Below are 19,919 nucleotides of genomic sequence, written 5' to 3'. Positions count from 1 at the left end.
AGAAGGGTGGAACGCAAGATCAGCCCATTTTGCATTTGCGACTTCTTCAATTCGTAGACCAGTAGTGGTAAGGAGGAAGAACAAGGAATACATAAAGAAATTTGTTCTTTTTAATGTATCTAAAATTTCGTTCACTTCCTCTGGAAATAGATCGCGGTTGACTAGCTCTTCTTTTTTTACAGATACTTTTTTGAGACGACTACTAAAGTTGTCAGAGAGTCCATTGTTATCATACACATATTTTAAAAACTGCTGAACCACTGTTTTCTTTCGACGTAATGTGGTGGCCGCATACTTCTTACTTAGTTGATAGAAGTAGATTTCCATCTCATTATGGGATAACTCCTGAATGGTTCCGATTGTTTCTTTTATGTAACGAAGAAAATGAGAAAGATCATGCAGATACAGTTTTTTTGTTCGCTCACTTCTTTTTTTCGTTAAAGAAGGCTCATCGTGTAAAAATAAATAAACTAATGATTCTTCGCTTAATTGGGAATAGTCAATATTTCGAATGCCCATGCCCATAATTTTTTCGAAATGACTGCTATCAAAAAAATCTGATTCGGATTTTACAATTTGATTATTATGTTCGTAATTTATAATATTCAAATTTACACACACCCTTTAATAGAATGAAATGACACACATATATTTTATATAAACTTTTATGATTCTTATTATACCACAATAAATAGATTATTTATTGTGGTATAAATAGAATCGATTAAATAAATATTTTAGCCATAATATTTAACATTTCTATTTAGATATTATATAATAGAAATGTTTAACCTGATTTTTTTGTACATTTCGTTCTAAGTGCGATAGGAGGAGACATTTTTGAGTAATATTCGTCGGAAAATTTTACATGAAATCTATAATTTAGAAAATACCCATTGTTCAACTTGCCCTCTGAACAACCTATCAATGAATTGTACAGATGAGCAAGAACAGACAAAACAAAGAAACTACAAACATTGCAAAGGTTGTCCCATTTTCGATTCCATCCGAGAGAAAGGAGAGCAATTGAATTCTTTATCGAAAAAGAGTACATTTAATAAGGTACGTGAACGTTATATGGAAAATCCATTCAAGTATCTGCAGTATAAGGAGTACTCAATCACAGATGTAGTAAAAGAAACAGGTTTAACAAAGTATCAACTAAGAAAATGTAAACAACAGCTAGAATGAAAGTTTCGGATGAGGTGAGATATGGACTATTTATCTTTAGAAGAGGTATGCGACAGAGTAGGTTTAACAAATAGTCAATTAGGCTATTTAATTAAGTATAAACACATCGAACCTATCAATCTCGCTACCTGGAAAGCAGATGGGGGATATCGCTTTGAGCAAAAAGATGTAACAAAGCTAGAGGAATTATACAAAGGTCGTTTAACGTTAAAAGAAGCTGCTGAATTTCTAAACAAATCTAAGACATACGTTCATAATGCAGCTAAAGATGGGATATTGCCCTTCAAAGAGATTGCTAAAGGGAAATCTACTGAACGATTGTACTTAAAAAAGGATTTGGAAATTTTCAAAGAAAGAATTGAAAATAGATCAAAAGAGGAGTCGAAAGAAAAAAAGCAGCATTTAAGTCTATACCTTGATGAAAAGGTATTAGAAGCTATAAAGAAAAAGGCCGAAAAGAAAGGGTATAATGGCTACAAGAAATTTGCTGAAGACATTTTATCCGCAGAAGTAAAAGAAGACATAGAAGAATAGAATTCTAGAGAGAATAGATCCCTGAAAAATGAAAAAACGTTATAAGGGGTCTGTTTTTGTTTTTGAGGAGCTTTTTAACACTCGAATCTTATTGCATTACCCACATAACCAATGTTCTTTATAAACGAATTTGAGAGCCCTTTTTTTGAGTGTGTTCCGGAAAAATTCTCTTAAAATACAAAAAAAGTAACATACATACTATATATGGAAAATAATGGAGGGGTAATGAGAAATTTAAGACGATTTTATTCAAGGTAAAAAAAGCACTCGAATTGAGTGCTTTTTTTATCATTTATCTGGTACATAACATGTGTTGTTATCCATATAGCATTTTTCTATCTTTGTTTTTGTATTCCCTTTTTTATCTCTGTAAAAAATTTTAACTGTCCCCTTAGCGCCATTATAATCAAATTCATATGCATTAGGGTATTTGTCTCTAACCCATATTAATCCTGAACCAGCACTTGCCGGCATTGCAGAAATAAGTAATGCAGATGTTAAACTTAGCGCCCCAACTATCTTTTTAATTTTTGACTTTGACATAAATAATCCCCCTTATCATTTTATTAACTTATTAGAATAATTTATCTAATAGGTTAATAAAATGGTAACATATACCACAGGTTTTTAAAATCAATAAAACTTGATAAATAAATATTGTAAAATTCAAAAAACAATTACTGTTTCTAATAAAATTTAAGGGTAAGTGTAAAAACCTTCAAGTAAACATATTTTAATTATAGTAAACTAGATTATTCGAAAATGAATGTATCATTGTGGATTCTCTATTTAAATGAATAGGAATATGATAAAATAGAAGTATAACTGTATATCGTGTGAAGGTGGGCTTGTTATTATCCCTTCTTTCCATTTGGAAGGAAAGGGGGTGATATAACATGGAATTTTTGTTTGAACTTTTAAAAGAAATTGCAAGAGCAGTTGTGCGTGAGCTTTCAGCATACGCACTGAGAAAGCAATTCGAAAAAAAAGACAACAAAAAACCCGCGCTTCACCGACCAAAGTACAAGCGTGGGTCTAAAAGAAAAAGATAATGCATAATAACAACCACCTTGACAGTAGCAGTTATGGGACGGGATGTTGACGCATCTCGTCTTTTTTAGTTTATGCAATTCAGTTAAGTACTATACTTTATATATACTGAATATGCATTCAATATATAACTAATCTAAAGTAAACATACCATATTTTTATTTTTTGGTCAACGTTTGGAAATATGAGGGACTAATGTTGGTTTGGAATAAAGTTTGATCATTTTCTACCGATGATCTTAAACAATCGCGCCCGTTTGCGGTATTTTAAATTGTTACCCCTTTGCCCTTTTTGGCCAAATAAAATTGCTTATGGCAATCACAAAATCAATACCTAACACAAGTGTCCATAATTTTAGAAACCCAACCAACACTTCTGTCCGGGAAAAATCGTTAATTAAATAGATTAGGACGAGTAAAATCCCAGCACCTATTAGAAAGGCAAGCACATGTTGTCCCCAACTTTTAAAGTAGTGTTTCGCATAATCGATGCCAAATCTTTTAACTGGTTTCGATCCTTGTTTCATCACATAATATTGAAAGCGTATATCAGCCCATTCAATCATACTTCTACCGTATGCGATAGAGATTCCAATATACACAGCAGCAATTGCATGCACTTTGGTAGCAGTCGCACCACGATACAAGTCTATACCCGTAGCAACCAATAAAATTAAATCAATGACAGGTGTCAAGGCTAGAAAAAACAATCCTAATTTATTTCTTTTAAGGATATATCGTGTGAATAGACCTAAAGTGATAACAACCCAAAACCCTATTTCACATGCAACGATTAACCACGCAATTACATTCACCCCAGCACCCCTTTGTACGACGTACGCAATTACTTGTTTCCCCTTAATAGTTCAACAAAATGGCCCGTTCGTATAACCTTATATTACTTTTACCATAGGACCCCCCTTCAGATAAAGCATATCCAAAGGTGCAAAAAGGTGCAACTTTTTTATAAACGGTTCATCTTTTTTCAAAACGGTACGACTTTTTTTCAAACCCACAACTAAATTAAGAGGTTTATACTGTGATTCATAATGTAAATGGTATAAAAAGTAAGAGTAGTTTTATAGTGAAGGGTTTACTTGTTTTGAAAACAAGCAAACCCACTTGATAGATAGTCTTTTATATATTTTACTGCAATCAATTTATCGATATCTTTGTGCAAATTGCTCGCTATAAGAATCAACTAGTTTTATTTTAGGAACGGATATTTTCAAATGATAACCATTAATGAAATAATGATATGTTATAATTTTCATAATATATAAGAAAAGAAGGGATGGAATGAGCACACAAATAAAGGTAACACCGGAACAATTAGAACAAGCTGCTAAAACCGTAAAAAATACGAGATCATCATTAGAATATATACATAGAGATTTATACTCTCAAACAGAATATATAGCTTCTCAGTGGAACGGAGCAAGCAGTGTTCGTTTCTATCAGATGTTTAATGAAGCAAAGCCAATGATGTTTAACATCTTGCAAGAATTAGATAAAATCGCAGTAGAATTAGAACGTGCAGCTATTAAATTCCGAGAAGCGGATGAATTGTATGGAGGAAATTTAGTTGACTCTGATATTCAAGAAGGAGCCATGTGTGGAAAACTCCCTCCAAAATCAGAAGAGTCATTTTTCAATAAAAAAGATTTAAATGCTGCGTGGACTGGTATTTCTAATGGGTTTGTAGATGGTGCAGTGGATGCGTGGGAAGGACTGATATCCTTAGGTGATAAAGAAACCTGGCTTAATATGCGAGATGCAATTGTAAACTATAGGGAGACTATTCCTGCTGCATGGAACACTGTATCAGATACATTTATGAATAAATTTTGGAATGGGGATCTGGAAAGTAGAGAGCATTATGTAGCTTATGGAATAGCAACGTTAGGACTCGGGCTTCTGGGTGATAAAGGTCTTAGTAAAGCAGGACAAGTTGGGAAGGTAGCTGCTATTACAGGTTTTACTAAAGGAAAATCACTTGTAATTAATTCGCCGGCATATAGAAATGCATTACATATATTAAACAATTATGAATTTAAGGGTGGTAATCATCTCTCATATGCAGGTGTCGGTAGTACACAACAATATTTACAGAAAGCAGCTACGTATACTTATGAAGGCGCGAACGGTCCAAAAACAATTCGTTTGCGAAAAGGAGACTTAGCAGGAGACAAGCACCCAGTTACAGGAATTCCATACGATGCTGACGGATTTCCTATTTTTGAATCAAAAGGTGAGGTACTATTAAAAGAGGCAGATTTCAAAAAGTCTAGAACAACACAGTCTAGAAAGTGTAGTAAGGCATTATATGAACAAATAATGGAAAATCCTGAATTAGCTTTAAATTTCACAGAGGAAGAAATTCAATTATTTAAAATAGGTAAAACGCCAGAGCATTATACATGGCATCATCATCATGATGCTGGGAGAATGCAACTTGTAGATTATCAGACTCATCATGATATCGGTCATACAGGTGGATATAAAATTTTGGGAAAAGATAGCGATAAATAGGGAGGTACTTAGTCATGAGTCACATTACATGGATCAATGCAAATGAGAACAAAATAACAAATAACCAAATTAAACAATTAGAACAATACTTTAATATTAAATTTCCTAATGATTTTATAGAGTGTGTACAAAAATATGATGGTGGATATCCTACGCCAGATACTTTTAATATTCCAAATCAAGATGAAAATTCACTCAATAATCTTTTAACCCTAGATTCTAATAAAAAATATTCCATTCTAGAAACATATAATAATACGAAAGATAGATTACCTGATAAAATTTATCCTTTTGCTAGAGATCCATTTGGTAATCTTTTATGCTTCGATTATCGAGATACCAGTGATTCACCATCAATCGTATTCTGGGATCATGAGGAAGAAGACATAGAGGAAGCAATATATCCTGTTTGTCCAACATTTACAGAATTGCTTTATAGTCTATATGAATTTGATGATGAAGAATAAAGGATGAGTTATACCATAGCTTATCCTTTATATTTTTATCATTTATTGGTTTTAATAAAAAGCACCCGACATCTTTCGAACAGCAAAAATCGGGAAAGATTCCCTTATTTCATACATAATATTTTTGAAGGGAGGGATTACACCTGGACTGGCTGGAGAGAATGAATCGAGCAATGAATTACATTGAGCAGAATTTATCAAAGAAAATAGATGCTAAAGAAGTAGCAAAATTAGCTTGTTGTTCAGAATATCATTTTCCGAGAATGTTTTCGTCAATTACAGGATTTACTTTGTCGGAATATATTAGACGAAGACGTTTATCACAAGCTGCATGTGAGCTTCAAAATGATAAGACTATACGTATTATTGATCTTGCACTTAAGTTTGGGTATGATTCACCAGATGCATTTAGCCGAGCTTTTAAAAACCTGCATGGTGTATCTCCGACAGCAGCGAGATGTAATGGAATAGAGTTGAAAATGTTTCCGAAAATCTCCTTTCAAATTACGATTAAGGGAGATGTGGAAATGGAATATCGAATAGAAGTATTAGATGAGGAAATTGAAATTATAGGGGTAAAACAAAAAGTAATGACGGAAGATGCATTTCGTACAATTCCGCTATTATGGGAAGAAGCGACAGCGAGTGGACTCTTAGGTAAACTTATAGATATGTCTTGGCAAACTCCACAATGTAAATTAGAAGGACTTTTAGGAGTATGCGGGAAACAAGCCGCTATTACCGACGAAGCCTTTCACTATATGATGGGATGCCGTTATCAAGGAGAATATACACCTGATATGGAGAAAATCATAATACCCAAAAGCACATGGGTTGTATTCCCAGATGTTACTAAAGCATGGAAACGTCTCTATACAGAATGGCTGCCAGCATCTGAATATGAGCTAGCAGACCTTCCTTGTATCGAGAATTATTTAGCTCCTGATCAAAATCCAAGTAGTGAACTATGGGTTCCAGTTGTTCAAAAATAAAAAAACGGCCTATATATTAGACCGTTTTTTTTATGATTTACTAATTTTCCAACCATCATCCTTTTTCTCTGATGCAGAAAAACTTTCTCAATATTAAATTCACTAATTATTCTAAATTTAAAATGTTTTTATTTTATCCTAATGTTAATATTTTGTTGAAAAGAAAAAATATGATTTAGGAGGAAGACTATTATGAAAAAAGTACTAGTAAGTATTCTAAGTTTATTTTTATGCTTCACAGTTTTTGGTGCGTCCTCAGCAGCTGCAGAATCCACACATTTTAAATATACCCAAGGAGTAGGTCCTGGAGACAGTTATGAATGGGATCAAAAAATTTACCTAAAAAGTAATGGAGATGTGGAAATAGTAGCTGTACAATACTCAGATGATACAACAGATGTTAAGGTAGAATATACATTAATAAATATTGGTAGCAAGAATGCAGAATCTGATGCAATAAATGGAACTTATAAAGGAAAATCTAAAATACTTAAATTTAAAAATGTAAAAAAAGGAACTTACAAATTAAAAATTACAAATCACTCAGATGAAGTAGTTTACGGTAATTTTTACGCCTATTATTGATAAATGAGAATATAAGGTGTCCATATACAGAATTACTTTCTGATTGGAATATGGGCTTGCAGACCTTCCTTATATCGAAAATTATTTAGCATCTGATCAGAAGCCAAGTAGTAAACTGTAGGTTCCAGTTGTTCAAAAATAGAAAAAACGGCCTATTTGTTAGACCGTTTTTTCTATGATTTACTAATTTTCCAACCATCATCCGTTTTCTCAAGTTCAATTACGATTACTTTTTTAGGATTATCTTTATATACAGCATCAACAGTTACTGTAGCAATTTCATTTTTCTCTTCGACTTTTCGAATTTTATAGCTTTTAAGATCCTTGCTCACTGATTTCATTAAATCTGCATTTCTGCCTACAAAAGCAACGATTTTCTTCGCTTCAGGATTGAAGAACTCTCCAAAATCTTTTACATTTCCTTCTTTTGCATCTTCGAAATACGCTGTAGCAACTTCTTTGGGATCACGATTATTTCCACATGCTGCAACGGATAAAGCCATTACCACCATTAACATGATTATACGTGTAAAATAAGATTAAAATCCTGTACATTATTTCTTTGATTTTCCTTTTGAAAACTTGCTTTTTTCATATACAAGCATTTTCCTAGGCTAAGGTTAATTGCATTTATATTCACCTATATAGTTTCAGCAATGATCTCTAATCCTATTTTTCTTTATCTTTTGTTTTTAATTAAGGCGTTAATCTTGTTATACCTCATTTTTAAATTGGAAATTAAATATTATTGTACTAATTATAATTTTATTGAAAGCCATTGTTTCAACTGTTGTAAATGTATCTTCCATCTCTCATGTTTTACTTGCTCTATTTTATTTAGTAGAAGAGAAGATTCTTGAAATGCAGCATCACCTTTTAAAGTACTTTGTAAACCTGATAGTAAAGCATTAATAGATAAAATAACAATGGTAAAGAAAATAACAGGCCCCACCGCTACCCAAGGAAAGTTTATTAATTTTTGATTAGTGTCACTAATTAATACAAGACTACCTCCTACATTAAAAGAAATAGTTTCAAATAATGCTAAATGCATCATTAATATCATTACCTGTAGCATTTGTTGATGAAACCAAATGAATAGTTTTGAAATTAAATAAGGCCTAATATGAACTTTATATATGTGATAAGAATATCCACCAAGTAGCTTGGAAGTTATAACATATTCACGTTTTAAGAGTAATCTAACTTCATTGCTAATGAGATGTGTTAAATTAGGTATGCCAATTAAAGTAAGAACTACAATTGTATAACATATCCATTTGTTTTCGGGATTATCATAGATACCTGACATTGTAGGACTGATTAGTAAAATTGCTAACAGTGTCGTAGGTATAAATTGGAAAATTTCAAAAATCCAATTTATATATTTCGTCCAAGTATAAAAAAAAGCATGTAATACCCCAAATATAAGTGATAAAGCGAGTCGAAAGATACAAATGACTATAGCGAAGAAAATTGGTATTCGTGCAAAAATAAGAACTTGTTTTAAAATATCCACTCCATAATCTCCAGTACCCAATGGATGCATTAAAGAAGGAGGTGTGGGTACAGATTGAAGATTTAGATTTTCAGAATTATATTCAATTGAGTATTCTAAAATAAAGCTAGTTATAATAATGCTGAATAAAATAAAAAGACCTACTAAAAATTGTGTGTTTTTATATAATTTTTTTATCATATAAATACCTTCTTTCCACTATAACAATTTTTAAGACTTCAAATAAAAAATAAAGTGGAATCATGAAAAGTAAAATACCAATGGAGATAATTTCAGGGTTTTGATGGCTAATCAAAAATCTGAACAATCCAAAAGAATTAAATAAAAATTCAAGAATAATTGAATTAGAAATCATTAGTAGCAAAATGGATTTCGCATTATAAAAAATTGAGATTGATGTATTACGCAGAACATGGTGATTTAGTATATAAAAATGTTTCAATCCTTTGGCGATTGCTAGATCTATATAACTGTTCGACATTTCATTTGTATAGTTAATTAAATTTATTTTATATAGATAAATCGTTGGTAAAATTGAGAGAGTTACAATAGGTAAAAAATATGTTTTGTTTGTTATTGTAGAAAACGGAATAGTAATAAGCCAATTTGTATTTTTATATATTAAAATAATAATTAATTGTACAGATATTATTAAAAATAAGTCAGGTATAGCTTCTATGATATTTAAACTTTTCGAAATTATAGATTGGATTCTTTTTGGTAAATAGAATGTGAATTTTACTAATACAATAGATAAGAATACCGCAATAAAAAAAGCTGAAATTATAATAGTTAAGGTATAAAAATATGACTCTAATAAATTGGGTAATAATAAGCGTTTAATACCATAAATTTCATATGTTATATGTAATGGATCTAGTAGGGAATTAATAACTTTTTTCACATAACTAATATACTCTAGCCAATCCAATTCTAATATAATTTGTTTCTTATTGTTTTGTGAGGAAGTCAAAAACAATTTTGGTAGACAGCAAATGAAAACAACTCCTATAGCAATTAAAATAATTTGTAGAAAAACGAATATAATCCTTTTTGTAAAGTGCATAAAATATATCTCCTTAAAATAATTTGTTTTCATTGTTTTCAACTACTGCTGTCGAATACCCTCTTTAAAGAGAAAAATATTAATCTGGATTTTTCAAGAACTGCAATCAATTTTAATGATAAATAAAAAGTTCTAAAGATTCAAATATTCTTAAAATTTTTTATATTGTTATTGACTTCCTTTATTTGGTTATGTATTGTAATAAATGTAATAAAAATCCTAAAAAGGAGGAAAAAAGATGAATAAATTTATGCGTGAACTAAAAGCAGAAGAATTAACAAAGCACAGTGGAGGCATTAACCCTACAAATGAAACAGTAATCCATGATGGTGGAGGAGTAGGCCCAAACTGTAAAAGTTTATTGAATGAATGTCTAGCAAAACGCCCCAAATCATGTATTCTATATAACCAATTTTGCTAATATGTTTAAAAATTAATATTTCTTAGGAGGAAAAAAGATGAATAAATTTATGCGTGAACTAAAAGCAGAAGAATTAACAAAGTACAGTGGAGGTATTAACCCTACAAATGAAACAGTAATCCATGATGGTGGAGGAGCAGGCCCAAACTGTAGAAACTTACTTGAGTCATGTATGATATTTAAAAATTTAAAATCTTGTAAATTATATGACCAATTTTGCTAATATGTTTAAAAATCAATATTTCTTAGGAGAAAAAAGATGAATAAATTTATGCGTGAACTAAAAGCAGAAGAATTAACAAAGCACAGTGGAGGCATTAACCCTACAAATGAAACAGTAATTCATGATGGTGGAGGAGCAGGCCCAAACTGTAAAAGTTTATTGAATGAATGTCTAGCAAAACGCCCCAAATCATGTATTCTATATAACCAATTTTGCTAGACAGAGTGGGTTAAGATATTAGATGTAATTAATATAGTTGTATTGTAGTATATGTAATAACCTCAAAAAAGTATAGTATCATAAAGAGTTAAAAAAACTGAATTTTCATTTTTTGTAGATACCTGTTTAAACTTTTATTAAAGATTCTTGTAACAGATTCCAAAACTCTATTCAAAAAAGGAGGATTTTGGGATCTGTTCCTATAAAGTATGAAAAAAATTAAAAACCTAATATTATGTAAAGGTGATAATAAAATGAAATACATACATACAAAGCAACAAGAAGAATACGATTGTGGAATAGCTTGTGTCGCATCTATTTTTAAATATTATCATTTGCATCATGGTATTAATTACCTTAGGGATCAAGTTACTTATAAAAATGGATATGATTTAAAAGATTTGATATCGTTATTTAGTCAAGTTAATCATTTTTCTTGTAAAGCAGTTGAGATAAATAAAGAAGATATTGGAGAAGCATTAAAACACATTGAAGGACCTTGTATAGCTTTAATAAATAAAGGAGTCAATGAATCTTATGAAGGTCACTATATAATTGTTTATAAAAGGAATAGAAATAAATTGGTAATAAGTGACCCGGCTAACGATAAAATATCTAAAATTACTATTGATGAATTTAAACAATATACTACAGGCATATTTCTTTTAATTGAATCTAAAAAGTGTAATTCTGATAAAAAAATAAGTTATCATCAGAATTTTTTTAAGGAATTGATAAAAAATAATAAATTGAATATCTCGTTTGTCTTATTTTTATCTATTTTGTTTGTCTTGTTTTCAATTAGTAACTCTTTCTTCTTTAAACTTGTAATAGATGAGATAATTCCTCACAATTATGAATATCTATTGCTGGAATTCGCTTTGATTTTTTTAGGAATTAATTTTTTAAGTAATGCATTTGATTATTTAAGAACTTACATAATTAATAAGGCAGCGATAAAATTAGACAAATCTATATCGAAAGAATTTTTTAGGAAAATATTAAAACTACCTATTAATTTTTTTGAAAATAGGGATGATGGCGATATTATATCGAGATTTAATGATATTTATTATATTCGGAATTTAGTAAATATAGCTTTTGTTTCAGTAATATTAAATACTGTAATTTTTTTAGGAATAGGATTCGTCCTTTATAACATCAATGTTTTACTTTTTTTCACTGTTCTTATTTTGACGTTGATTTTGATAGCAATTACTTTTATATATTATGATATTATCCAAAAAAGAAATAAAGATTCTATGAGTAAAAATGCTGATACCCAATCTTTTTTAATACAATTTATAAAAAATATGAATAATATTTATTCTTTAAATAAGAAGGAATATTTTTTCTCTGCATTTAACAAAATATTCAATAGGGAACTTAATGCGGCGTTAAAAGAAGCCGTTACAATAACAAATAATAATGGACTAAAAAAACTTATTCAGACTTCATTTTCTATCATATTATTATATGTTGGTGCTAAACAGATTATGGCGGATACTATGTCATTAGGGGATTTACTTTTTATAAACTCGTTAACTATGTTTATGTTAAGCTCTTTATCAGGATTAATTGAATTGCAAGGAGAAATTCAAAAATCGCTTGTGGCTAAGGAAAGATTGACTGATTTAATGAATTATCCAGTAGTTCAAAATAAGCCTCAGACAGATATTACAAGGATTAAAGACATATCTATACAAAATTTAAACTTTAATATTAATGATCACTGTATTATTAAAAATGTTAATATGAATATTTCTAATAATGATAAAGTTATTTTAATCGGTGAAAGTGGTTCAGGAAAAACTACGTTTTCTAAATTATTAAACAAACTCTATCAAACTAACCCATCACAAATATATATTAATGGTGTTGATATTAATGAAGTTAATGATAATAGTTTAAGAAAGGAAATTATTTATTTAAATGAAAATCCATTTCTCTTCAAAAATACAATTAAAGAAAATATATGTATGGGGGAATATTTTACTGAAGATGAAATTATAAAGGCTTGTAAAATTGCACATATTTATGATGTAATCACTTCACTTCCTAAAGGATTTAATTTTGTAATAAATAATAGTCATTCTAATTTGTCTACGGGACAAAAACAGCGATTATGCCTTGCTAGAGCAATTCTTCATAAACCAAGTGTTTTAATTTTAGATGAATCGCTTAGTAATGTAGATTCTGATAATTTCATGAAAATTTATGATGCTTTATTGGATTTAAATTCGATAATAATTTTTATTACACATAATCCTGAGTATATAACAAAATATGATAAGAAATTTATTTTTAGAGAAAAATCCATCTTCGAAATGCAAAAAGAATTTGAGAAACAATTAAATTAGAGGTGAATAAAATGTCAAAAAAAATCCTGTTTTTCAGTTTAGTTATTCTAATAAGTATAGGTTCTCTCTTTTTTATCTTCACTTCAAAAGATTTAGAAAAACCTAACTATACTAATATTGATATAACAGAATATAAAGGTAAAATAAACTCAAAAGATAATTTTTATGTTTACGTTTACAAAACTAGCTGTACAGCATGCCAAACCACTAAGCCATCCTTAAATGAAGTGATTAAAGAAGATAAGAAAAAGGTATTTGCTATAAACATGGAGTCAGAAGAAAATATGGATATTGAATTTTTAAAAAAAAATAACATTCAAAAAACACCTACTTTACTAAAATATAAAAATGGGGAAGAAATAGACCGGGTAGAGGGGATCCAATCTAAATCTGAATTAAAGTCATTTTTGGCAGAATAAAATTAATTTGATTTTTTTAAAGGAGTAAATATATGATATATTTTTCTTTTCTTGTTTCACTAGTAGCTACGATAGGGAGTTTATATTTTAGTGAAGTAAAGGGCTATGTTCCTTGCAGTCTATGTTGGTATCAAAGAATTTTAATGTACCCAATTCCTTTGTTAATTTTCATTTCAATACTAATTAATGATAAAAATATAAAATATTATCTTCGTTATTTTTCATTGATAGGTATAATTATTTCTTCTTACCATAATTTTATTCAATTTACTCAACAGAAAAGTAGCTTTTGTGGTATTACAAGTAGCTGTTTAACAATCTATGATAAATGGGGAGGTTTTATAACAATTCCGCTTATGTCTTTAACAGCATTCATAATAATATTCGCTTTATCATTTTTTATAAACGGGAAGGTTCTGTTACAAAGTTCGAAAAAATTATAAACTGATTGATAAATGGGAAACAATGTTTAGGAGGTATCTAGTATATTCATTTTATCATAGTTAATTTTTCCCCAATATAAATCTAACTAATCTTGAGTAAGAATGGTGGCATCTTACTCAAGATTAAATAGGTTTAGGTCTGTTAATCAATAAAATTTTAGTTTAATAATTTTTATCGGAATATTTTGAAGTTTTACACCCTTGTACAGATAGGATAAGGGGTAACGGCCATCTTATAATTGTCCGTTAAATAAAAATTTAATAGACACAATAAAAATAAGAATCTGTACATCTTATTTTTTTCAAAAGAAAGTGATTATACCCCAATTAAAGTAAGGTTTAATTATGCATTTTTTATACAATAAAATTTAATTTATATTAAAATACATATGTTTGAGTAGGATGAAGAATAAGATTTTGCAATAGGAAATTGCTAAACTCTTATTCTTTATTTTTTCCTATTCTTCCTAAACTATCTTTAATAGTTGTTTCTCCAAGCTGTGTGTATAACAAAGCTGTATCTTGACTCGTATGTCCAAGTTGCTGCATGACTTGTAACGAATCTTTTTCTTCCATATATAATTTATTTGCCAATGTATGTCTTAATTTATGAGGAGACATTTTTTTGCCATAAGCCTTAGTATATTTTTCTACTATATCCTGGATAGCCCTAACCGAAAGAGGTTGTGCAGTATGTTTATACTTCGATAAAAACACATTTTTTAATTCTTTCCCGGGAGCGTATCTATTATCTCTAATTTCCATATACTTTTCAAGATCATTTAATGCAATTGGGGTAATCCATACTGAATCTTCTTTATTTCCTTTGCGAATTACATCAATTAGTCTTTCTTTTAGGTTTATATCCTCCATACGAAGATCGGCCAATTCACTTACACGAATACCACTACCAAGAAAAAGGGAGAGGATTGCTACATCCCGATCTTTATCTCTCAAAAAATAGAACAACTGATGTTTTGTTAAAGATTTTTCATGCTTATACTTAACGTAATTTAAAAACTCTTGATCGTCATCATTATGAAATATTTTAGATCTCATACGTTTTGCACGAGCATTTAACGTTTCTTTATCTTTATGTATTTCAATCTTAGCCATTACATTTCTATAAAAATAACATTCTCCATCATCATTCTCTGATAGGGCGGTAAGGTACTTAAATAAAGACTTTAAGGCTGAAATTTTTCTGTTAACCGAGGAATTCTGCATGTTTTGTTGTAGTTTTAAAAACCTCATAAAGTTCTCAACATCTTTTTTCTTTAAATTCTCCAAATCAGAGAAGGATATGTCTTTAATAAGCTTATATTCAATAATTTGTTCAGATAATAGCCAATTAAAGAAAACTCTAAAATCATATACATAATTCAGTAGGGTGGAGGGAGAGGCATCATGCAATTCTTTGTACTCCACAAATTCTTCTATGTAAAAGGGCATTTCATTTAAATTCTCGTATAATTTCTTACGATGTACTGATTTTTGACGTTGCTTGCTGTAATCCATAAAAATCACCTCATATATACTATAACAGAAAAAATAAACGAACACAAGTTCGCGTTAAATTCAATTTTTACACAGACTTATTTACATAATTAAATTATCAGGTACTAAAAATACTCAATAGTGAATGGAATAATGTATTTACTCAAGTAAAATTATAGATAATTAAGCCAGAAATTTGTATTTAACCATAAAAATTAGTGTAAAAACTACAAATGTATATAAAATAAATTTGATATATAAATTTATACAAAGAATCAATACATAAATATAGTTTAAAAGTCTTTATAAAAACATACATTGGTTTATATAATCATAATTATGGGGATTTAATTAGATTGACGTGAGAAAAAATCTTATAAAGTAAAATGTAATTTACTATAAAGATTAGTAAGGAGTTACTCAAAATTTAATAATTTCTATATAAAGTATGAATTATATAGGTAAACACCAAAATACTAAGATTCATGAAACTAAGCTCGAAATCCCTAGATACTGTTATTAGATTTTTATTTAACCTCCTTATTATTCGTAAAATTGGTATTTCGTGCGAAGTTATTGGTGCTTATTTTTCCCTTTCTTTATAAAGATATAATTCTCCTTACCATCGGCTAGCATGGTTAATTTTTAGTTTTAGATACTTTAAACTATACATATTACCTATTAGTCTATAGTTTAGCGTTCCTGCACTAGCAAAGGGCTATAAACTCTTGATCAAAGCGATCGAAGACTTTATAGCCCTTTGCTTTTTAAAATTATAGTAGGAAAACTGCGTACATAGCCAGGAACGTCTCATTTCAGATCGTTTAATGTTTTGCGAATTTGAAATGAGAATATCACAGTTTTTTATTAAGATTAAGAAACCGCAGATGAATCTTCTTGCGTACTATTCCAAATTTTTTGCATTTCTTCAGAACTTTCTAACAGATGGTCTAGACTGCCTGTTGCTTCTACTTGTCCGTCTTTCATAACGATGATTTGATCTGCACGACGCAGCACGGCTGGACGGTTAGAAATGACGAGATACGTAGCATCTTGACTATCAAAAATTCGCTCCCACATCGTAAGTTCCGTATTCACATCAAGCGCACTAGAGAGATCATCAAACACTAGCAATTCAGCTTCTCTTATAAACATACGCGCGGCCGCTGTACGTTGTAATTGACCGCCGGATAATTTTGTTCCTCTCGTACCGATTAATGTCTCCAATCCTTGCTCCATTTGCGAAACATCCTTCTCTAACACGGACAATTGAATCGCCTGTTCCAGGTTCACTTTATCTTCAGGAAGCCCCATCAAAATGTTTTCACGTAGCGTTTCACTTGATAGCTTTGGCACTTGAGGTGTATAGGAGCTACGTGGCGATACAAAGAAAGCCCCTTGATCTTCCACAAGTTGATCGTTCCAACGAACTTCGCCTTCCTGCTTTGGCAATAGACCGAGCAGCGTCTTCACGAGTGTGCTCTTTCCAGAACCGACTCGGCCTGTAACTACAGTCAACGTGCCCCGTTGGATGTGCAAATCTACATCCTGAATGCCCTGCTGTGACCGTGGGTAGGTATAGCTCAGACCTTTTACATCCAATTTATTCAAATGATGTTCTACCGATTTTTCTACATACGGAACTTCTGGAAACTGTCCGTCCAAATAAACGGGTCCGTGCTCAGTCAGCTTATCCACTTCACCGCCTTGCATGTCTAAAATACGATCAATAGATACGCCCGCCTGCTTAAAGCGTGCAATTAGACGTCCAAGGAAGTGTGTGACCTCTCCAAGCCATCCCAAGTAAAAAATGAATAATACTAAGTCACCCGTGGAGAAACTTCCATCTTGAACAGAGGCAGCTGCAAAAAATAGAATTAAACCTGTTCCGAAGCGAATCGAATTCTCAAAAATAGTGTTTAGTAAATCACTGAACAACTGATCTCTAACAGAGAATACTTGTCGCTTTTCGTTAAGACTCTGCAGGTATTTTACCAATTGTTTTTCAGAACCAGATGTTTTGACGGTTTCCACACCATCGAAAGTATCCGCGATAAAACCTGTGACACGTCCCATCGCTTGACGACTCGCTCTTCTATACTTTTCAACATAGGTTTTCGCAATATTACTTACTATCATTAATCCTACTAACGGAATAAAGACTATCAGCGTTAATTTGACGTTGATTTGGAACATAATCACCAATGCGACAATCGCAAAAAGTGGACGATAGATTAAATCTGCTGTCCAACCGACAAATCCTGCGATTTCATCAATGTCATCACGGAAACGACTGATTGAATCACCAACCGAGCTCGGCAATGCTTTGGCAGCAGGGCGTTTAAAAATGTATTTAAGCACATTTTTACGCAATAAACTTGCCACGACAAAGATAAAGGTGAAATCAACATAAAAACCGGCAATCAATGTAATGGCCCGGACAAGTAAAGTAGCAACCAAAATGATAATTAAAAAACCGATATCATTTGAAACAACTGCCGCTCCATCTAAAGCGTCAAAGATTTCTTTTAAAACAATCCCTGTGGCTAGTGGAAGTCCATGAACCAATGCCCAAAGAAGAAAGGCACCTAAGTAAAGTCGTGGACGGAAGCGAATGAGGCGACCTACCAATTTCCATATCTTCATGCGATCACCTCCGTTAAACCAGCTTTCTTCAGTTGGGCAAAGCGCGAAAGCTCATCCTGTTCAAGAATTTCACGTTTGTCATGCTCAATGATCTCTCCGTCCTCAAGTATCATGATTTCATCCACTTTTTGAACAGTTTGCATGCGATGGGCGATAATAATCGCAGTCCGTCCTTCAAGCAATTTCTTCATTGCTTTATCCATAATCTTTTCTGTGCTAGCATCTAGACGAGAAGAAGCCTCATCCAAAATAACCAATCCTGGATCCTTCAAAAAGACACGAGCAAAAGCAAGGAGCTGAACTTGCCCAGCTGAAAGACCATTGTCGCTTGTTGAGAGCTCCGTATCGAGTCCATGAGGCAATGAATGCAGCCAATCGCTCAGTCCGATTTCTTCGAGTATTTCAATGATACGTTTATCCGAAGGATTATCGTCAAACATGGTAATATTATCGCGGACTGTCGCCCCAAATAATCGGACATCCTGCGTCACAATACTAACGTGTTTACGCAGTTCGTCAAGCGGAATGTCGCAAATATCATGTCCTCCAAGGAGCAGATTACCTCTTTTTGCTTCATGCAAGCGCAATAGTAATCGAGTGATGGTGGTTTTTCCACTTCCCGTCCGCCCAAGTAAGCCTAAAGTTTTGCCAGACTCTAACTTGAAAGAAAGATCATTTAAAATTGTAGAATACTCGTCGTAACCAAAGGTGACGTTTTTAAATTCTACTGATAACGATTCTTGAGCCAGATTCACCTTATTTTCATCCTTAATACTGCTTTCCATAGACATCAATTCTTGAATACGTTGAATACTAGCACTTGCCTTTTGGAAGTCCTCCATTTGCAAGGTTATACGTTCTAAAGGAGCACGCAAAGTATCCATATAGTAGAACATCAAGAATAATGTCCCCATAGTAATAAACTCTTGCTTCATGAGGTAAGAACCAAGAATAAAGACCAACGCATACCCTAGAGCAAATACACAAATAGTTGCTGGCCACAAGGCGCGTGCACGTACATAAGCTTTTCGCTCTTTAATCAAAAGGTTATACATATTTTCAAATAACTTCCGCATCACATAGGAAGTTCCTTGATTCGCTCGAATATCTTCCATGCCTGTGAGACGTTCTCCAAGAAAACCGAAGAAATCGGCGCTCGCTTGACGCGCGATCACCCAAAAAGGAGTAGCATATTCACGAATGCGGTTAAGGGTAAAGAATGCCAATATCGTGAATGCGACAAACGAGAGACCAATCCAAATGTTTTCGATGAGTAAAATAATCACAATTCCAAAAATCAACAGCATATTTCCTAAGACTTGAATCACAAATCTTGAGAAAAAGTTCGCTAGATTTGTGACGTCTCCATCAATTCGTTCGATCATTTCCCCCGAGGAGTGCTCTTGGTGAAAAGAGCTATCCAGTTTTAAACAATGCAGCGTCAATTCTTGACGCAAAGCATTGGTTGCTTTCCACGCCACGTTTTCACCAATATATGTTTCAAAGAGTTGTACGATTTGATTGACAATTGTCAGCCCAATAAATAGTAAAGCCACTAGTTTTAAAATTTCAAGACCACCAGAGGTACCAGCAGTATCAATGTAGTAGCGCATAATCTGCGGGCTAATTAACTGTAAACCAATCCCGCTTAACAACAAAATTAGCAAGAATATTACCCTGGTACGTTGAGGAGCAATATACTTTGTATATAACTCTTTGTAATCCTTCAACGATATTTTCATAACCTTTGATTTCT

At 31.6% G+C, this 19,919-nt stretch carries 22 protein-coding genes; 13 read left to right on the top strand and 9 right to left on the bottom strand.

Going from position 1 to position 19,919, the window contains the following annotated elements; genetic code table 11:
- Positions 1–609: tyrosine-type recombinase/integrase (locus tag CO726_RS23545; RefSeq protein WP_169513068.1), on the bottom strand; the 609-nt coding region annotated here is incomplete at its 3' end.
- 231 nt (positions 610–840) lie between these two features.
- On the opposite strand from CO726_RS23545, the gene CO726_RS23540 reads away from it, so the two are divergent.
- The gene (locus tag CO726_RS23540) at positions 841–1,191 is read left to right on the top strand and encodes a zinc-finger domain-containing protein (RefSeq protein ID WP_099685872.1); all 351 of its coding nucleotides are present in this window, start codon (positions 841–843) and stop codon (positions 1,189–1,191) included.
- A 21-nt stretch (positions 1,192–1,212) separates the two neighbouring features.
- Positions 1,213–1,725, top strand: coding sequence for a helix-turn-helix domain-containing protein (locus CO726_RS23535; protein WP_099685871.1), 513 nt, complete (start codon positions 1,213–1,215; stop codon positions 1,723–1,725).
- A gap of 288 nt (positions 1,726–2,013) precedes the next feature.
- On the opposite strand, the gene CO726_RS23530 is transcribed toward CO726_RS23535, so the two are convergent.
- Positions 2,014–2,268, bottom strand: a complete 255-nt coding sequence (locus CO726_RS23530) for a hypothetical protein (RefSeq protein WP_000045595.1) — start codon at positions 2,266–2,268, stop codon at positions 2,014–2,016.
- 353 nt (positions 2,269–2,621) lie between these two features.
- Between CO726_RS23530 and CO726_RS31900 the strand changes: the two genes are divergently transcribed.
- Positions 2,622–2,777: a hypothetical protein gene (locus CO726_RS31900; RefSeq protein WP_000394770.1), complete on the top strand. Its 156-nt coding sequence runs from the start codon at positions 2,622–2,624 to the stop codon at positions 2,775–2,777.
- A 272-nt stretch (positions 2,778–3,049) separates the two neighbouring features.
- Here CO726_RS31900 and CO726_RS23525 read toward each other — a convergent pair whose 3' ends face one another.
- The gene (locus CO726_RS23525; RefSeq protein WP_099685870.1) at positions 3,050–3,589 is read right to left on the bottom strand and encodes a hypothetical protein; all 540 of its coding nucleotides are present in this window, start codon (positions 3,587–3,589) and stop codon (positions 3,050–3,052) included.
- A 484-nt stretch (positions 3,590–4,073) separates the two neighbouring features.
- On the opposite strand from CO726_RS23525, the gene CO726_RS23520 reads away from it, so the two are divergent.
- The 4 genes from CO726_RS23520 to CO726_RS23505 all read left to right on the top strand — a co-directional run bounded on the left by CO726_RS23520 (position 4,074) and on the right by CO726_RS23505 (position 7,350).
- Entirely contained in the window at positions 4,074–5,306 is a 1,233-nt protein-coding gene (locus CO726_RS23520; protein WP_099685869.1) for a WXG100 family type VII secretion target, read from the top strand.
- Positions 5,307–5,320: 14 nt separating this feature from the next.
- Complete coding sequence (locus CO726_RS23515; protein WP_099685868.1) at positions 5,321–5,773, top strand: SMI1/KNR4 family protein; 453 nt, start codon at positions 5,321–5,323, stop codon at positions 5,771–5,773.
- Between the two features lie 143 nt (positions 5,774–5,916).
- On the top strand, positions 5,917–6,765 hold the full coding sequence (locus CO726_RS23510) for an AraC family transcriptional regulator (RefSeq protein WP_136699832.1): 849 nt from the start codon (positions 5,917–5,919) through the stop codon (positions 6,763–6,765).
- Between the two features lie 192 nt (positions 6,766–6,957).
- Positions 6,958–7,350, top strand: coding sequence for a cupredoxin domain-containing protein (locus CO726_RS23505; RefSeq protein ID WP_063222252.1), 393 nt, complete (start codon positions 6,958–6,960; stop codon positions 7,348–7,350).
- Positions 7,351–7,523: 173 nt separating this feature from the next.
- Here the strand turns inward: CO726_RS23505 and CO726_RS23500 are convergent, their stop codons facing one another.
- From CO726_RS23500 to CO726_RS23490, 3 genes are all read right to left on the bottom strand, one after another.
- Complete coding sequence (locus tag CO726_RS23500) at positions 7,524–7,868, bottom strand: DUF4878 domain-containing protein (protein ID WP_099685867.1); 345 nt, start codon at positions 7,866–7,868, stop codon at positions 7,524–7,526.
- 239 nt (positions 7,869–8,107) lie between these two features.
- Entirely contained in the window at positions 8,108–9,049 is a 942-nt protein-coding gene (locus CO726_RS23495; RefSeq protein ID WP_099685866.1) for an ABC transporter permease, read from the bottom strand.
- Positions 9,030–9,935 carry an ABC transporter permease subunit gene (locus CO726_RS23490; RefSeq protein WP_099685865.1) on the bottom strand — a complete coding sequence of 302 codons (906 nt, stop codon included), beginning with the start codon at positions 9,933–9,935 and terminating at the stop codon, positions 9,030–9,032. The genes CO726_RS23495 and CO726_RS23490 overlap by 20 nt, the downstream gene beginning before the upstream one ends.
- Positions 9,936–10,173: 238 nt before the next feature.
- Between CO726_RS23490 and CO726_RS23485 the strand changes: the two genes are divergently transcribed.
- From CO726_RS23485 to CO726_RS23460, 6 genes are all read left to right on the top strand, one after another.
- Positions 10,174–10,356: a hypothetical protein gene (locus CO726_RS23485; RefSeq protein ID WP_099685864.1), complete on the top strand. Its 183-nt coding sequence runs from the start codon at positions 10,174–10,176 to the stop codon at positions 10,354–10,356.
- 37 nt (positions 10,357–10,393) lie between these two features.
- On the top strand, positions 10,394–10,579 hold the full coding sequence (locus CO726_RS23480) for a hypothetical protein (RefSeq protein WP_099685863.1): 186 nt from the start codon (positions 10,394–10,396) through the stop codon (positions 10,577–10,579).
- Positions 10,580–10,615: 36 nt separating this feature from the next.
- Positions 10,616–10,798 (top strand): hypothetical protein, encoded by a 183-nt coding sequence (locus CO726_RS23475; RefSeq protein ID WP_086420007.1) that lies wholly within the window; start codon positions 10,616–10,618, stop codon positions 10,796–10,798.
- Positions 10,799–11,052: 254 nt separating this feature from the next.
- Entirely contained in the window at positions 11,053–13,158 is a 2,106-nt protein-coding gene (locus CO726_RS23470; RefSeq protein WP_099685873.1) for a peptidase domain-containing ABC transporter, read from the top strand.
- Between the two features lie 11 nt (positions 13,159–13,169).
- Positions 13,170–13,577, top strand: coding sequence for a thioredoxin family protein (locus CO726_RS23465; protein WP_099685862.1), 408 nt, complete (start codon positions 13,170–13,172; stop codon positions 13,575–13,577).
- Positions 13,578–13,609: 32 nt separating this feature from the next.
- The gene (locus tag CO726_RS23460; protein WP_086420004.1) at positions 13,610–14,020 is read left to right on the top strand and encodes a disulfide bond formation protein B; all 411 of its coding nucleotides are present in this window, start codon (positions 13,610–13,612) and stop codon (positions 14,018–14,020) included.
- A 441-nt stretch (positions 14,021–14,461) separates the two neighbouring features.
- On the opposite strand, the gene xerS is transcribed toward CO726_RS23460, so the two are convergent.
- The 3 genes from xerS to CO726_RS23445 form a co-directional block, all read right to left on the bottom strand.
- A complete protein-coding gene (xerS, locus tag CO726_RS23455) occupies positions 14,462–15,538 on the bottom strand; it encodes a tyrosine recombinase XerS (RefSeq protein ID WP_099685861.1) in 1,077 nt (358 codons plus the stop codon).
- An 852-nt stretch (positions 15,539–16,390) separates the two neighbouring features.
- A complete protein-coding gene (locus tag CO726_RS23450; protein ID WP_099685860.1) occupies positions 16,391–18,163 on the bottom strand; it encodes an ABC transporter ATP-binding protein in 1,773 nt (590 codons plus the stop codon).
- A complete protein-coding gene (locus CO726_RS23445) occupies positions 18,160–19,905 on the bottom strand; it encodes an ABC transporter ATP-binding protein (RefSeq protein WP_099685859.1) in 1,746 nt (581 codons plus the stop codon). Before CO726_RS23445 ends, CO726_RS23450 begins: the two co-directional genes overlap by 4 nt.
- Positions 19,906–19,919: the final 14 nt, after the last annotated feature.

The organism is Bacillus fungorum (genome assembly GCF_002746455.1).
Classification (GTDB): Bacteria; Bacillota; Bacilli; order Bacillales; family Bacillaceae_G; genus Bacillus_A; species Bacillus_A fungorum.
The sequence above is the reverse complement of the archived record's forward strand: the minus strand, read 5'-3'. Positions and strand labels throughout refer to the sequence as shown.

Excerpts from the sequence above, each read along its gene's own strand:
- CO726_RS23490 (WP_099685865.1), bottom strand. The coding sequence starts at position 9,935 with ATGCACTTTACAAAAAGGATTATATTCGTTTTTCTACAAATTATTTTA.
- xerS (WP_099685861.1), bottom strand. The coding sequence starts at position 15,538 with ATGGATTACAGCAAGCAACGTCAAAAATCAGTACATCGTAAGAAATTA.
- CO726_RS23500 (WP_099685867.1), bottom strand. The coding sequence starts at position 7,868 with ATGTTAATGGTGGTAATGGCTTTATCCGTTGCAGCATGTGGAAATAAT.
- CO726_RS23535 (WP_099685871.1), top strand. The coding sequence starts at position 1,213 with ATGGACTATTTATCTTTAGAAGAGGTATGCGACAGAGTAGGTTTAACA.
- CO726_RS23460 (WP_086420004.1), top strand. The coding sequence starts at position 13,610 with ATGATATATTTTTCTTTTCTTGTTTCACTAGTAGCTACGATAGGGAGT.
- CO726_RS23520 (WP_099685869.1), top strand. The coding sequence starts at position 4,074 with ATGAGCACACAAATAAAGGTAACACCGGAACAATTAGAACAAGCTGCT.
- CO726_RS23465 (WP_099685862.1), top strand. The coding sequence starts at position 13,170 with ATGTCAAAAAAAATCCTGTTTTTCAGTTTAGTTATTCTAATAAGTATA.
- CO726_RS23495 (WP_099685866.1), bottom strand. The coding sequence starts at position 9,049 with ATGATAAAAAAATTATATAAAAACACACAATTTTTAGTAGGTCTTTTT.
- CO726_RS23450 (WP_099685860.1), bottom strand. The coding sequence starts at position 18,163 with ATGAAGATATGGAAATTGGTAGGTCGCCTCATTCGCTTCCGTCCACGA.
- CO726_RS23470 (WP_099685873.1), top strand. The coding sequence starts at position 11,053 with ATGAAATACATACATACAAAGCAACAAGAAGAATACGATTGTGGAATA.
- CO726_RS23515 (WP_099685868.1), top strand. The coding sequence starts at position 5,321 with ATGAGTCACATTACATGGATCAATGCAAATGAGAACAAAATAACAAAT.
- CO726_RS23505 (WP_063222252.1), top strand. The coding sequence starts at position 6,958 with ATGAAAAAAGTACTAGTAAGTATTCTAAGTTTATTTTTATGCTTCACA.
- CO726_RS23530 (WP_000045595.1), bottom strand. The coding sequence starts at position 2,268 with ATGTCAAAGTCAAAAATTAAAAAGATAGTTGGGGCGCTAAGTTTAACA.
- CO726_RS31900 (WP_000394770.1), top strand. The coding sequence starts at position 2,622 with ATGGAATTTTTGTTTGAACTTTTAAAAGAAATTGCAAGAGCAGTTGTG.
- CO726_RS23475 (WP_086420007.1), top strand. The coding sequence starts at position 10,616 with ATGAATAAATTTATGCGTGAACTAAAAGCAGAAGAATTAACAAAGCAC.
- CO726_RS23485 (WP_099685864.1), top strand. The coding sequence starts at position 10,174 with ATGAATAAATTTATGCGTGAACTAAAAGCAGAAGAATTAACAAAGCAC.
- CO726_RS23480 (WP_099685863.1), top strand. The coding sequence starts at position 10,394 with ATGAATAAATTTATGCGTGAACTAAAAGCAGAAGAATTAACAAAGTAC.
- CO726_RS23445 (WP_099685859.1), bottom strand. The coding sequence starts at position 19,905 with ATGAAAATATCGTTGAAGGATTACAAAGAGTTATATACAAAGTATATT.